The 13,222-nt window shown below is 71.9% G+C and carries 10 protein-coding genes and 1 pseudogene; 6 read left to right on the plus strand and 5 right to left on the minus strand.

Annotated elements, in window-relative coordinates:
- Positions 1-21: 21 nt before the first annotated feature.
- A complete protein-coding gene (locus ACFV5N_RS15695; protein ID WP_385599372.1) occupies positions 22-684 on the minus strand; it encodes a flavodoxin family protein in 663 nt (220 codons plus the stop codon).
- Between the two features lie 185 nt (positions 685-869).
- On the opposite strand from ACFV5N_RS15695, the gene ACFV5N_RS15700 reads away from it, so the two are divergent.
- Positions 870-1,469: an HhH-GPD-type base excision DNA repair protein gene (locus ACFV5N_RS15700; protein ID WP_385599349.1), complete on the plus strand. Its 600-nt coding sequence runs from the start codon at positions 870-872 to the stop codon at positions 1,467-1,469.
- Between the two features lie 87 nt (positions 1,470-1,556).
- Here the strand turns inward: ACFV5N_RS15700 and ACFV5N_RS15705 are convergent, their stop codons facing one another.
- The 3 genes from ACFV5N_RS15705 to ACFV5N_RS15715 form a co-directional block, all read right to left on the minus strand.
- Positions 1,557-2,834 (minus strand): GNAT family N-acetyltransferase, encoded by a 1,278-nt coding sequence (locus ACFV5N_RS15705; RefSeq protein WP_385599352.1) that lies wholly within the window; start codon positions 2,832-2,834, stop codon positions 1,557-1,559.
- Positions 2,831-3,898, minus strand: coding sequence for a ribosome small subunit-dependent GTPase A (gene rsgA, locus ACFV5N_RS15710; protein WP_385599355.1), 1,068 nt, complete (start codon positions 3,896-3,898; stop codon positions 2,831-2,833). The genes ACFV5N_RS15705 and rsgA overlap by 4 nt, the downstream gene beginning before the upstream one ends.
- A 216-nt stretch (positions 3,899-4,114) precedes the next feature.
- Positions 4,115-5,200 (minus strand): LacI family DNA-binding transcriptional regulator, encoded by a 1,086-nt coding sequence (locus ACFV5N_RS15715; protein WP_385599358.1) that lies wholly within the window; start codon positions 5,198-5,200, stop codon positions 4,115-4,117.
- Positions 5,201-5,386: 186 nt separating this feature from the next.
- Here ACFV5N_RS15715 and ACFV5N_RS15720 point away from each other — a divergent pair, with 186 nt between their 5' ends.
- The 5 genes from ACFV5N_RS15720 to ACFV5N_RS15740 all read left to right on the plus strand — a co-directional run bounded on the left by ACFV5N_RS15720 (position 5,387) and on the right by ACFV5N_RS15740 (position 13,008).
- Positions 5,387-6,328: a carbohydrate ABC transporter permease gene (locus ACFV5N_RS15720; protein ID WP_385599361.1), complete on the plus strand. Its 942-nt coding sequence runs from the start codon at positions 5,387-5,389 to the stop codon at positions 6,326-6,328.
- Positions 6,329-6,336: 8 nt separating this feature from the next.
- Positions 6,337-7,248, plus strand: coding sequence for a carbohydrate ABC transporter permease (locus ACFV5N_RS15725; RefSeq protein ID WP_385599375.1), 912 nt, complete (start codon positions 6,337-6,339; stop codon positions 7,246-7,248).
- A gap of 69 nt (positions 7,249-7,317) precedes the next feature.
- Positions 7,318-8,676 (plus strand): ABC transporter substrate-binding protein, encoded by a 1,359-nt coding sequence (locus ACFV5N_RS15730; RefSeq protein ID WP_385599364.1) that lies wholly within the window; start codon positions 7,318-7,320, stop codon positions 8,674-8,676.
- 161 nt (positions 8,677-8,837) lie between these two features.
- Complete coding sequence (locus ACFV5N_RS15735) at positions 8,838-10,868, plus strand: beta-galactosidase (RefSeq protein ID WP_385599367.1); 2,031 nt, start codon at positions 8,838-8,840, stop codon at positions 10,866-10,868.
- A gap of 106 nt (positions 10,869-10,974) precedes the next feature.
- Complete coding sequence (locus ACFV5N_RS15740; RefSeq protein ID WP_385599370.1) at positions 10,975-13,008, plus strand: glycoside hydrolase; 2,034 nt, start codon at positions 10,975-10,977, stop codon at positions 13,006-13,008.
- A gap of 76 nt (positions 13,009-13,084) precedes the next feature.
- On the opposite strand, the pseudogene ACFV5N_RS15745 reads toward ACFV5N_RS15740, so the two are convergent.
- Positions 13,085-13,222: pseudogene (locus tag ACFV5N_RS15745) on the minus strand (LysE family translocator); the annotation flags it as partial.

Here is a 13,222-nt window from a genome sequence, read left to right on the forward strand (position 1 = left end):
ATCCTGTGCGGGTCAGCGGTGTTAGGGGTTCTTCGCGCAAGGGCGGCATCCGGCCTCCCACTCCGTGCGCTGGTTGCCGCGCGCCGGAACGCCGCCCGCCTGCTTGAGGAGTGCCGCCAGATGCATCAGATTCCACGACATGAACGAGGTGTTGCGGTTGGTGAAGTCGTTCTCCGGCCCGCCGGACCCCGGGTCCAGGTACGAGGGCCCCGGCCCCGCCTCCCCGACCCATCCCGCGTCCGCCTGCGGCGGGATGGTGTACCCCAGATGCTGGAGGCTGTAGAGGATGTTCATCGCGCAGTGCTTCACCCCGTCCTCGTTGCCGGTGATCAGCGCGCCGCCCACCCGCCCGTAATAGGCGTACTGGCCCCGGTCGTTCAGCTCCGCCGAGCAGGCGTAGAGCCGTTCGATGACCTGCTTCATCACCGAGCTGTTGTCGCCCAGCCAGATCGGCCCGGCCAGCACCAGGATGTCGGCGGCCAGCACCTTCTCGTACAGCGCCGGCCACGCGTCGCGCTCCCAGCCCTGTTCGGTCATGTCCGGCCACACCCCGGTGGCGATGTCGTGGTCGATCGCCCGGACCACCTCCGTGGTCACCCCCTGGGACTCCAGCACCGAACGGCTGATGTCGATCAGTCCGCCGGTGTTGCTGACCTCGGGCGACCGTTTCAGCGTGCAGTTCATATACAGCGCGCGCAGGTTGTCGTACCGCAAAGGGGTTTCATCGCTCACCCCACCCATGGGACGGGAGAGCCCCGGTCCGCGCGCCGCGGCATACCGCCACCGGCCGGGGATTCACCCGTACGCGACGGGTGAAGGCGCGCCGGATGTGCCGGGCGGCGGGTGGGCCGCGCCGTAGAGTGCCCTCCATGAGCGACGTCACGATCCGTCTCGCACAGGAGCCGGCGGCCGACGCGCTGCTGGGCCGCAGCCCGCTCGCCGCCCTGGTGGGGATGCTCCTGGACCAGCAAGTGCCGATGGAGTGGGCCTTCACCGGCCCCTACACGATCGCCACCCGGCTGGACGGCGACGATCTGGACGCGCGGCAGATCGCCGCCTACGACCCCGAGCAGTTCGCCGCGCTGCTGTCCGCCAAGCCCGCCGTGCACCGCTACCCCGGCTCCATGGCCGGGCGCATCCAGCAGCTGTGCCGCTTCCTGGTGCAGCGCTACGACGGGGACGCCGAGGCGGTGTGGCGGGACGCGGCCACCGGCGCGGAACTGCTGAAGCGGCTCACCGAACTGCCCGGTTTCGGCAAGCAGAAGTCCCAGATCTTCCTCGCCCTGCTCGGCAAGCAGTACGGCGTCAGGCCGCAGGGCTGGCGCGAGGCGGCCGGCGACTACGGCCCGGACGACGCCTACCGCTCGGTCGCCGACATCACCGGACCCGAGTCCCTCGCCAAGGTCCGCGCCAACAAGCAGGAGTTGAAGCAGGCGGCGAAGGCCGCCAAGGCCGCGGCGAAGAAGTGACGGCGCCGCGCCCCGCGGCGGTCCGGCCGCCCCGCCCCAGCGGGCGGGGCGGCCGGACCGTGTGACATGTGGCGCGGTGACGGAACGTCAGACGCCGAACGCCGCCGGGTACCGGATCGTCCCGGCCGGCAGCGGGCGGTCCTCGGTCAGGGCGAGCACCATGATGGCCTCGTCCGGCACCTCGAAACCGACCCGGATCCCGAACCCCGAGGCCGGGGTGAAGCCGAACCTCGGGTAGTACTCGGGGTGTCCGAGCACCGTCACCAGCCTCTCCCCGTCCCGGGCGCGGGCCGCCGCCAGCGCCGCCCGGATCGCCGCCGCTCCCGCGCCCTGGCGCTGGAACTCCGGCCGCACCGCACACGGGGCGAGCGTGAGCACCGGCTCACCGTCCACCCAGCCCCGGGTGATCAGCGCATAGCCGGCGATCGTGCCGTCCGGCGTCTGCGCCACCACCGAGAGTTCGGGCAGCCACGCGGACTCGTCCGCGCGCAGCGCCTCCACCAGGTCCGCCTCCAGCGGCGTGGGGAACGCCCCCAGCAGTACCTCGCGGATCGCCGCCCGGTCCGCCGCACCGGCGCTTCCAGGGTGTTCGGCCCGGGTGGTCCACATGCTCTTCTCCTCAGCGTTGGCGGGGGTCAGCACATAGCCCCGGTAGCGGTAGTCGGCGCCGTGCGCGCTGCGCACCGCGATCTCCTCCCGGGCCCCGGCGATGGCCTCGGCCATGCCGGGCCGCGCCGGATCGGCGGCGTCCGCGTGCCGGGCCAGCGGGTCGTAGTACTCCTCGAACCAGTCGCTGTCGGGGAGTTCGTGCACGCCCAGCACCCGGTAGCCGGCCGCCTCGGCGGCGGCGGTGTTCCGTTCCCCGCTGCGCAGCGCACCGGCCTGCGCCCAGAAGGCGGCTGCCCGGGGCGCCGGGGTGTCCGTCGCCCACTCGCATTCGGTGACCACCAGGACACCGCCCGGGGCCAGCAGCCGCCGCCAGGAGCGCAGCGCCGTGTCGAACCCCATCAGATACGCCGAGCCCTCGGCCCAGATCAGGTCGAAGGCGCCGTCCGGGTAGGGGAGTGCGGTCATCGAGTGCCGCTCGATGCGGATCCGGTCGGACAGCCCGCGTGCGGCGGCCCGTTCCCGGAGCTGGTCCAGGAACGGCCGGTGCAGATCCACGGCCGTCACCCGTGCCCCGGCCTCGGCGGCGAGCAGCAGCGCCGCCCGCCCCGGGCCGCAGCCCACGTCCAGCGTGCGGGGCCGCTCGGGCAGCGGCCCGGCCAGCGCCAGCAGCCGGCGGGTGGTGGCGTCCGAGCCGGGGCCCTGGCGGCGCAGCCCGTGGTGCAGGGCGAAAAACGCCTCGTGGAGCGCGTCGCTCACTTCTGCCGCCCTCCGTCCCGGCCGTAGACCGCCCGCAGATGCCGGCTGATGGCCTTCTGCCGCTTGACCGTCTCCTGGTGCAACTCGCCGCGCAGCCGGCTGTCGTGCCGGGCCGCCGCGCGGCGGCTCTCGCGTTCCAGCTTGCGGTAGCTGGCCAGCCGCCGCTCGGGGAGTTCCCCGTCCGCGATGGCCTGCTGGACGGCGCAGCCCGGCTCGGCGGTGTGCGCGCAGTCGGCGAACCGGCAGCGCTGGGCCAGTTCCTCGATCTCCGCGAATGTCTGCTGGATCCCGGCGCCGGCGTCCTGGAGGCCGACCCCCCGCAGTCCGGGGGTGTCGATGAGCACGCCTCCCCCGGGCAGCGGCACCAGCTCGCGGCTGACGGTGGTGTGCCGGCCCTTGCCGTGCTGCTGGGCGCTGACCGCTCCGGTGCGCAGCACCTCGGCGCCCAGCAGCGCGTTGCCGAGGGTGGACTTGCCGGCGCCGGAGACGCCGAGCAGTACGACGGTGCCGGTCAGCGCGGCGCGCAGCGCGTCCATCCCGGCGCCGCTGGTGGCGGTGACCGGGAACACCTCGACGCCGGGCGCCAGGGCCTCGGCCTCCAGCCGGTCCACTTCGGGGTCCGGGCTGAGATCGGCCTTGGTGAGGGCGATCACCGGGCGGGCGCCGCTCTCCCAGGCGAGGGCGACCAGCCGTTCCAGCCGGTCCGCCGAGAGGGCGGTGGCCAGCGGCACGGTGATGACGATGGTGTCGACGTTGGCGGCCAGCGTCTGGGCCAGCGAGGTGCGGGAGGCTCCCGCGCGCACGATGGCGGTGCGGCGCGGCAGCAGCGCCTCGATGCGGGTGCCGCGCAGCGCGGCCCAATCGCCGGTGCACGGTTCGGTGACGGCGGTGGGGTCAGCGTGCAGCGGTCCTCCGGCCGTGACGACCTCGCAGCGCCCGCGGTCGACGCGGACGATACGGGCCGGGGTCAGGCCGGCGGTGCGATGTGCTGCGAATTGCTCTTCGAGGTCGGTCGTCCAGCCGAAGCGGGACAGATCGTACGCGGATGATGATGCGTGGGACAACGGTGGTAACCCTTGCGGACAAGGGGCCCCTGCGGTGTGAAAACGTGTGGAATCAGACCGGGGCCCGGGAAGTGAGGGTGGTCATGGTCCGGGCGTTGCGCAGTGCAACGGTCTCGTTCGCAGCCATCAACCTCACCTCCCTCGTCTCGCCGGTGCGCGACCCACGTGTCGCGACCGGCATACCGTAGCACCGTCCGGCCGCGGGTGGCCACGGGATTATCCGGCGGCTGCGGGCGGGTCCGTGGGCGGCGGCGCGGTGCTGTCCCGGATCACCATGTGGGTGGGCACCAGCGTGGTGCCGCGCCCGGCCGCGTCCTCCTCGCGCATCTTGCGCAGCACACCGGCCACGCAGCGCCGTCCCACCTCGGCGAAGTCCTGGTGGACGGTGGTCAGCGGCGGCGCGAAGGAGCCGGCTTCCGGTATGTCGTCGAAGCCCACGACGCTCACGTCGCCCGGCACGGAGCGGCCCGCCTCGTGCAGGGCGCGCAGCAGGCCGAGCGCCATCTGGTCGTTGGCCGCGAACACGGCGGTGCAGGCGGGGTTGCGGGCCAGCAGCAGCCCGGCCCGGTAGCCGGATTCGGCGCTCCAGTCGCCGGCGGCCATGGGCGGCACCTCGCGCCCGGCCTCCTCCAGGGTGGCGCGCCAGGCGCGGGCGCGGCGCTGGGCGGCGAAGGACTCGGCGGGCCCGGAGATGTGCCACACGGTGCGGTGGCCGAGGTCCAGCAGATGCCGGACCGCTTCGCGGGTGCCGCCGGCCTGGTCGGTGTCGACGACGCTGTAGCGGTCGCCGGCGTCGGAGTCGGCGACGACCACCTGGACGTGCGGCGGCAGCGGCAGCACGTCGACACCGGCGAGGGTCACTTCCATGATCACGATCACGGCGTCGACGGCGAGTTCGCCGAGCCGGGTGAAGGCGCCGCGCACCCCGTCCTGGGTGGGGGCGGTCACCGGGATCAGTGTGATCGCGTACCCCTCGCTCGCGGCGGAGGTGGCGATGGCTTCCAGGGTGCGGACGTTGCCGGTGGTGGCGAGGGTGAACAGGATGACGCCGATGGTGCGGAACTCGCCGCGTTTGAGGGCGCGGGCCGCGCTGTTGGGGCGGTAGCCGAGCTGCTTCATGGCGGTGAGCACCTGGGCGCGGGTCTCCTCGCCCACGCCGGGGTGGCCGTTGGAGACCCGGGAGACGGTCTGCGAGGAGACCCCGGCGAGCCGGGCGACATGGGCCATCGACACCCGCTGGGTGCGGCGTGGTGCCGGCAGGGCGCCCGGCTCCGTCGCCGGCCCCGGCTGATCCGTTGCCACCTGAGCGATCACGTTCCCCTCGTGCTCGAATCCTGTGCTGCCGCACCGTCGGGGCGGTTGTGATGTGCCACGTCGAGTCTTGACGGCGATCAGGCAGCAGTGTAAGCATCCAGCCATTGATGTTTACGTAAACATAATCCAACATGTTTACGTAAACATTCCGCACGACGGAACAAGGATTCGGCCATGACAACGTTGTCACCGCCCCAGGGGACGGGGCGAGCAGGGCGCTTCGGCCCCGCCCGCGCGCCCCGGAAGCAGCGCGACCGGCGCTCCTGGACCGGCTGGGGCTTCATCGGGCCGTTCATGGCCGTCTTCGCCCTGGTGTTCCTGGCGCCCATCGGGTACTCCATCTACCTCAGCCTCTTCCGCGACCAACTGGTCGGCGGCAGCACCTTCGTGGGCTTCGAGAACTACCAGCGCGCCTTCGAGGACCCGCAGTTCTGGTCGGCGCTCGGCCGGGTCAGCCTCTTCCTCGCCGTCCAGGTGCCGATCATGCTGTTCCTGGCGCTGCTGGTCGCCCTCGCCCTGGACAGCGGCCGGCTCTACGGCGCCAACTTCTTCCGGATATCGATCTTCCTGCCGTACGCGGTCCCCGCCGTCGTCGCCACGATCATGTGGAGCTTCATGTACGGCTCCCGCTTCGGGCTGATCGGCAACATCAACGACGCCTTCGGGGTCTCCCTCCCCGACCCGCTCTCCCCGGACCTGATCCTCGCCGCCATCGGCAACATCGTCACCTGGGAGTTCATCGGCTACAACATGCTGATCTTCTACTCGGCGCTGCGGGTCATCCCGCACTCCCTCTACGAGGCCGCCGAGATCGACGGCGCCGGACAGCTGCGGGTCATCACCGCCATCAAACTCCCCGCCATCCGCGGCGCGCTGGTCATCGCCACCATCTTCTCGATCATCGGCTCCTTCCAGCTGTTCAACGAGCCGTCCATCCTCCAGAAGCTGGCCCCCAACGCGATCACCACCTACTTCACGCCCAACCTCTACACCTACTCGCTGTCCTTCACCGGCCAGCAGCACAACTACGCCGCCACGGTCGCGATCATCATGGGCCTCTTCACCATGGTCATCGCCTACGCCGTGCAGCTGCGCGGCATGCGAAAGGAAGCGTGAGCCACGCGATGGGAACCCCGGCTTCCGCCGTACGGCTGCGCACCCCGCGCCGCCCGCGCCCCCCGCACAGTGTCAACCGGCCGCGCCGCAGCATCACCCTCACCCTGCTCACCGGGCTGGTCCTGCTGTACTCGCTGGTGCCGCTGGTATGGCTGTTCATCAACGCCACCAAGACCCAGGGCTCGCTCTTCAACTCCTTCGGCCTGTGGTTCAGCGGCGACTTCGCGCTGTGGGACAACATCGGCAAGACCCTCAGCTACAACGACGGCGCCTTCGTGCGCTGGCTGCTCAACACCCTGCTGTACGTGGTCGCCGGAGCCGGCGGCGCCACCCTGCTCGCCGTCCTCGGCGGCTACGCGCTGGCCAAGTTCACCTTCCCCGGCAAGCGCGCCGTGTTCGCCGTCATCATCGGCGCCGTCGCCGTACCGGGCACGGCCCTGGCAATCCCCACCTTCCTGATGTTCAGCCAGATGGGGCTCACCAACACCCCCTGGGCCGTCATCATCCCCTCCCTCATCTCGCCGTTCGGCCTCTACCTGATGTGGGTCTTCGCCTCCGAGGCCATCCCCACCGAACTCCTGGAGGCCGCCCGCATCGACGGCTCCAGCGAGATCGGCACCTTCTTCCGGGTCAGCCTGCCGCTGCTGGCCCCCGGCATCGTCACCGTCCTGCTCTTCACCATGGTCGCCACCTGGAACAACTACTTCCTGCCGCTGATCATGATCAAGGACCCCGACTGGTACCCGCTGACCGTCGGCCTCAACTCCTGGAAGGACCAGGCCGCCACCGCAGGCGGCGAAGCCATCTTCAACCTGGTGATCACCGGCTCCCTGCTGACGATCGTCCCGCTGGTCATCGCCTTCCTGCTGCTCCAGCGGTACTGGCAGTCCGGCCTGGCCGCCGGAAGCGTCAAGGAATGACGGCGCTCCGCCCGGCCCCCCACGTCCCCCCGTCCCCGTGCAATCTGACAAAGAAGTGAGATGGACACCATGAGCAACACCACTGTGCGCCGTCTGGTGCGGACCACCGCCGTGGTCGGCGCCCTCGCCCTGGGCGTCACCGCCTGCGGCTCCTCCGACGGCGACGGCGGGGGCGGCGGGGGCGGCGCCTCCTCCGGCCTGGGCCCCGCGGACGTCGAGGCGGCCCTGGAGGAGGGCGGCACGCTGACGGTGTGGTCCTGGGAGGCCACCCTGCCCGCCGCGGCCGAGGCCTTCATGGACGAGCACCCCAACGTCAAGGTGAACGTCGTCAACGCCGGCACCAACAAGGACCAGTACACGGCCCTCCAGAACGCCATATCCGCCGGCTCCGGCGTCCCCGACGTGGCCCAGATCGAGTACTACGCGCTCGGCCAGTTCGTCCTCTCCGGTGCCCTCACCGAACTCAGCTCGCTCGGCGCCGACCAGCTGGAGGGCACCTTCTCGCCCGGCCCCTGGAACGCGGTCCAGTCCGGCGACGGCATCTACGCGCTGCCCACCGACTCCGGCCCGATGGCGCTGTTCTACAACAAGACCGTCTTCGACGAGCACGGCATCGAGGTCCCCACCACCTGGGACGCGTACGTGGAGGCCGCCCGCGCCCTGCACGAGGCCGACCCCGGCGTCTACATCACCAACGACATCGGCGAGGGCGGCGCCGCCACCAGCATGATCTGGCAGGCCGGCGGCCGGCCCTACACCGTCGACGGCACCGACATCTCCATCGACTTCTCCGACGAGGGCTCCACCGCCTACACCGAGGTCTGGCAGCAGCTGCTCGACGAGGACCTGCTGGCCCCCATCAACAGCTGGACCGACGAGTGGTACCAGGGCCTGGGCGACGGCAGCATCGCCACCCTCGCCACCGGCGCCTGGATGCCGCCCAACTTCGAGTCCGGGGTGCCCGGCGCGGCCGGTGACTGGCGCGTCGCCCCGCTCCCGCAGTGGGAGGAAGGCGCCAACGTGAGCGCCGAGAACGGCGGCAGCTCCATGGCCATCCCCAGCGCCGGCAAGAACCAGGCCCTCGCCTACGCCTTCGTCGAGTACCTCAACGTCGGCGACGGCGTGAAGGTCCGCACCGACGCCGGAGCCTTCCCCGCCACCACCGCCGACCTCAACTCCGAGGAATTCCTGAACGTCGAGTTCCCCTACTTCGGCGGCCAGAAGGCCAATGAGATCTTCGCCGAGTCCGCCGCCAACGTCGGCACCGGCTGGTCGTACCTGCCCTACCAGGTCTACGCCAACTCCATCTTCAACGACACCGCGGGACAGGCCTACATCTCCGGCACCAGCCTCGCCGACGGCCTGAAGGCCTGGCAGGACGCCTCCATCGCCTACGGCAAGGAACAGGGCTTCACCGTCAACGAGTGACCCCGGCGGCCGGAACACCGGTACGGGTGCGGGCGCGCCGTAACCCGCCCGCCCGCGCCCGTACCCCGCCCCGGCCTGCCCGGCACCGGTTCGTCCCAGCCCGTCCCGGCCCCCCGTACCCCGCAGCACCGCAGCACCCACCGCGCGCACCAAGGAGCACGATGACCCGCGCCCCCGCACCCGCCGCCGCCCACCGCTGGCCGCGCCTGCCCGGCATCGGCTACGGCGCCGACTACAACCCCGACCAGTGGCCCCGCGAGGTCTGGGACGAGGACATCGCGCTCATGCGCGAAGCCGGCGTCAACGTCGTCTCCCTGGCGATCTTCTCCTGGGCCCGCATCCAGCCCACCGAGGACACCTGGGACTTCGGCTGGCTCGACGAGATCATGGACCTGCTGCACGCCGGCGGCATCACCGTCGACCTCGCCACCGCCACCGCCTCCCCGCCGCCCTGGCTCACCGCCAAGCACCCCGAGATCCTGCCGGTCACCCGCACCGGCGAGACCCTGTGGCCCGGCGCCCGCCAGCACTGGCGCCCCACCTCGCCCGTCTTCCGCGAGCACGCCCTGCGCCTGGTGGACGCCATGGCGAAGCGGTACGCCGACCACCCCGCCCTCGTCGCCTGGCACATCTCCAACGAACTGGGCTGCCACAACCTCTACGACTACTCCGACGACGCCGCCCGCGCCTTCCGCGCCTGGCTGCGCGGCCGCTACACGACCCTGGACGCCCTCAACCACGCCTGGGGCACCGCGTTCTGGTCCCAGCGCTACAGCGACTGGGAGCAGATCCTGCCGCCCCGGCTCGCCGCCTCCCACCCCAACCCCACCCAGCAGCTGGACTTCAAGCGCTTCTCCTCCGACGCGCTCAAGGACTACCTGCGGGCCGAGCGCGAGGTGCTGCGCGCCACCACCCCGGACATCCCCATCACCACCAACTTCATGGTCATGGGCGAGACCCGCGGCATGAACTACGCCGACTGGGCCGCCGAGGTCGACTTCGTCTCCAACGACCACTACGTGGTGCCCTCCCCGCAGGCCCTGGACGAACTGTCCTTCTCCGCCAACCTCACCGGCAACATCTCCGGCGGCCGCCCCTGGTTCCTGATGGAGCACTCCACCAGCGCCGTCAACTGGCAGCCCGTCAACCGCGCCAAGGGCGCCGGGGAGCTCGCCCGCGACGCCCTGCTGCACGTCGCCCACGGCGCCGACGCCGTGTGCTACTTCCAGTGGCGGCAGTCGGCGGCCGGTGCCGAGAAGTACCACTCCGGGATGGTCCCGCACGCCGGCCGCGACAGCGAGGTCTTCCGCTCCGTCACCACCCTCGGCCGGCGGCTGAAGGACCTCGCCCCGCTGGCCGGCGCCCACCGCGCCCCCGCCCGCGCCGCGATCCTCTTCGACTGGGAGTCCTGGTGGGCCAGCGAACAGGACTCGCACCCCACCGAACTCCTGCGCTACCGCGCCGAAGCCCTCGACTGGTACTCGGCGTTCCTCGCACTCGGCGTCCGCGCCGACGTGGTGCCCACCGGCACCGGCCTGGCCGGCTACGACCTGGTCGTCGCCCCCGTGCTGCACGTCGTCCCCGACGCCCTCGCCAAGGAGCTGACCGGATACGTGGCCGGCGGCGGCCACCTCGTCACCACCTACTTCTCCGGCATCGTCGACGAGAACGACCACGCCCACCTCGGCGGCTACCCCGGCCCGCTGCGCGACCTGCTCGGCATCCGCATCGAGGAGTTCGCCCCGCTGCTGCCCGGCGAGAGCGCCGCACTGGACGACGGCTCCACCGGCACCCTGTGGAGCGACCGCATCGAGGTCACCGACGCCGAGGGCGTCGAGGTCTGGGCCTCCTACCGCACCGGCGAACTCGCCGGCCGCCCCGCCGTCACCCGCCGCACCCACGACACCGGGACCGGCTCGGCCGCGTACGTCTCCACCCGGCTCGGCCCCGACGGCCTCACCCCCCTCCTGGCCCGGCTGCTGGCCGCCGCCGGGGTCACGGCCGAACTGCCCGAGCCCGTACGCGGCAAGGTCGAACTGACCGTGCGCACCCACGGCGAGGACGCGTACTGGTTCCTGGTCAACCGCACCGACGAGCCGGTCGACCTGACCGGGATCGAGGGAGACCTCCTCACCGGGGAGACCACCCCGCTCCCCGCCCGCGGCGTCGCCGTCCTGCGCCGCCGCCCCTGACCGCACGCCGGGCGGGCCCCGACCCGGGACCCGCCCGGCGGCACCGAGAGCACGTTCCGCTTTTCCCATCGCAACGACGCGAGTCGAGAAGAGGTACACACCGCACATGACCAGCTCCCGAAGGAAGCGCACGACGACGGCCGCACTGGGCGTGGTGGCGCTGGCCACCGGCACCCTCGTCGCCGCCGGACCGGCCACCGCGACCGCCGCGGACCACACCATCACCCCCGACCCCTCCTACCAGGGCCAGCCGTTCGAGGGCTGGGGCACCAGCCTGGTCTGGTTCGCCAACGCGACCGGCGACTACCCCGACGAGATCCGCGAGCACCTCGCCGACCTGCTGTTCGGCGACGACGGCCTCGCCCTGAACCTCGCCCGCTACAACGTGGGCGGCGGCAACGCCCCCGACGTCACCGACTACCTGCGCGCCGGCGGGGCCGTCGAAGGCTGGTGGCAGGCCCCCGAGGGCACCACCCGCCACGACACCGACTGGTGGCAGGCCGACAACCCGGACCACTGGAACGAGGACGCCGACGCCACCCAGCGCTGGTGGGTGGAGCGCATCAAGGACGACATCGACCACTGGGAGGCGTTCAGCAACTCGCCGCCCTGGTTCCAGACCGTCAGCGGCTATGTCTCCGGCGGGTTCAACGCCACCGACGAACAGCTGCGCCCGGACCGGGTGGACGACTTCGCCGCCTACCTGGTGGGCGTGGTGGACCGGCTGGAGGCCGCGCACGGCATCACCTTCGACACCATCGACCCGTTCAACGAGCCCAACACCAACTACTGGAGCACCCGGCTCGGCCCCGACGGCGAGCCCGTCGGCGGACGCCAGGAGGGCGCGCACATCGGCCCGCAGGCCCAGCAGGAGGTCATCCGGGCGCTGGCGGCGCGGCTCGCGGCCGAGGACACCGGCACCGACGCGGTCATCTCCGCCATGGACGAGACCAACCCCACCACCTTCGCCCGCAACTGGGAGAGCTACCCGGCCGAGGTCCGCGCCCTGGTCGACCAGCTGAACGTGCACACCTACGGCACCGGCGGCCGGACCACGGTGCGCGACATCGCCAAGGGCGAGGACAAGCCGCTGTGGATGAGTGAGGTGGAGGGCGACTGGGGCGACGGCCAGGACTTCGAGGCCATGGCGCCCGGCCTGGGACTCGCCGAGCGGATCACCGACGACCTGCGGGAACTGGAGCCCACCGCCTGGGTGTTCTGGCAGCCGGTGGAGGACTACGACAACATGAAGCCGGGCGGCGAGTCCGAGCGCGGCGGCAACTGGGGCAGCATCCAGCTCCCGTTCGACTGCACCGACGGCGACACGCTGGAAACCTGCCCCGTTTACACCAACCAGAAGTTCAACACCGCCCGGAACTTCACCCACTACATCACGCCGGGCGACCGGCTGATCGGGACCGACGACACCGCCAGCGTCGCGGCCGTCGGGGCCGGCGGGGACACCGCCACGGTGGTGCACACCCACCGCGGCACGCAGGAGCGCACCGTCACCCTTGACCTGTCGAAGTTCAAGAAGACCGCGAAGAACGCCACCGTCACCCCGGTGGTCACCAGCGCCTCCGGCGCCCTGGTGAGGGGCGAGGCGGTACCGGTCCGGGACGGCCGCGCCCAGCTGACCGTGCCCGGCGAGTCGGTGACCACCTTCCTGATCGACGGCGTCTCCGGCGTCGCCGGGGACGCCGCGCTGGTCCAGCCCGGCCACACCTACCAGCTGACCGGAGTGCAGAGCGGCCGGGCGCTGACCGTGGCGGACGGCGGCAGCGGCGCGGTGATCAGCACGGCGGTGGACGGTGACCGCGGCCAGAGCTGGACGCTGACCCCGCACACCAAGGGCCACGACAACCGGCAGAGCTACGTGCTGGGCACCCGCGAGGGCAACCAGCGGCTCGCGGTGCGGGACGGCGCGGCCGTCCTGGAGAAGGACCGGGGACGCGCGGACGCGGCGGCCCGCTGGATCCTGTCCACCACCGGCGACGGCACGTACACGCTGGTCAACGAGGCCACCGGCCGACTGCTCGAAGTGGGCGGCCAGGCGACGCACGACGGGGCACCGGTCACGGTGTGGACCCCCAACTCGGGCGCCAACCAGCGCTGGGAGATCACCGACCTCAAGCGCTGACCGCACCCTTGCCGCGAACGCCGTGGCGCCACGACCCGTGGCGCCACGGCGCGGCGCCGGGACCCCGGCCGGGCCGTCAGTCCTTGCGGCCGGTCACGGCGACCGTGACGCCGAGTCCGATCATGGTGAGGCCGCCGGCCCCGCCGACCAGGGAGAGCCGCCGCGGTGACCGGGCGAACCAGCCGCGGGCGGTGGCCGCGGCCAGGCCCCACAC

It is taken from the genome of Streptomyces sp. NPDC059853, from assembly GCF_042731495.1.
GTDB lineage: Bacteria > Actinomycetota > Actinomycetes > Streptomycetales > Streptomycetaceae > Streptomyces.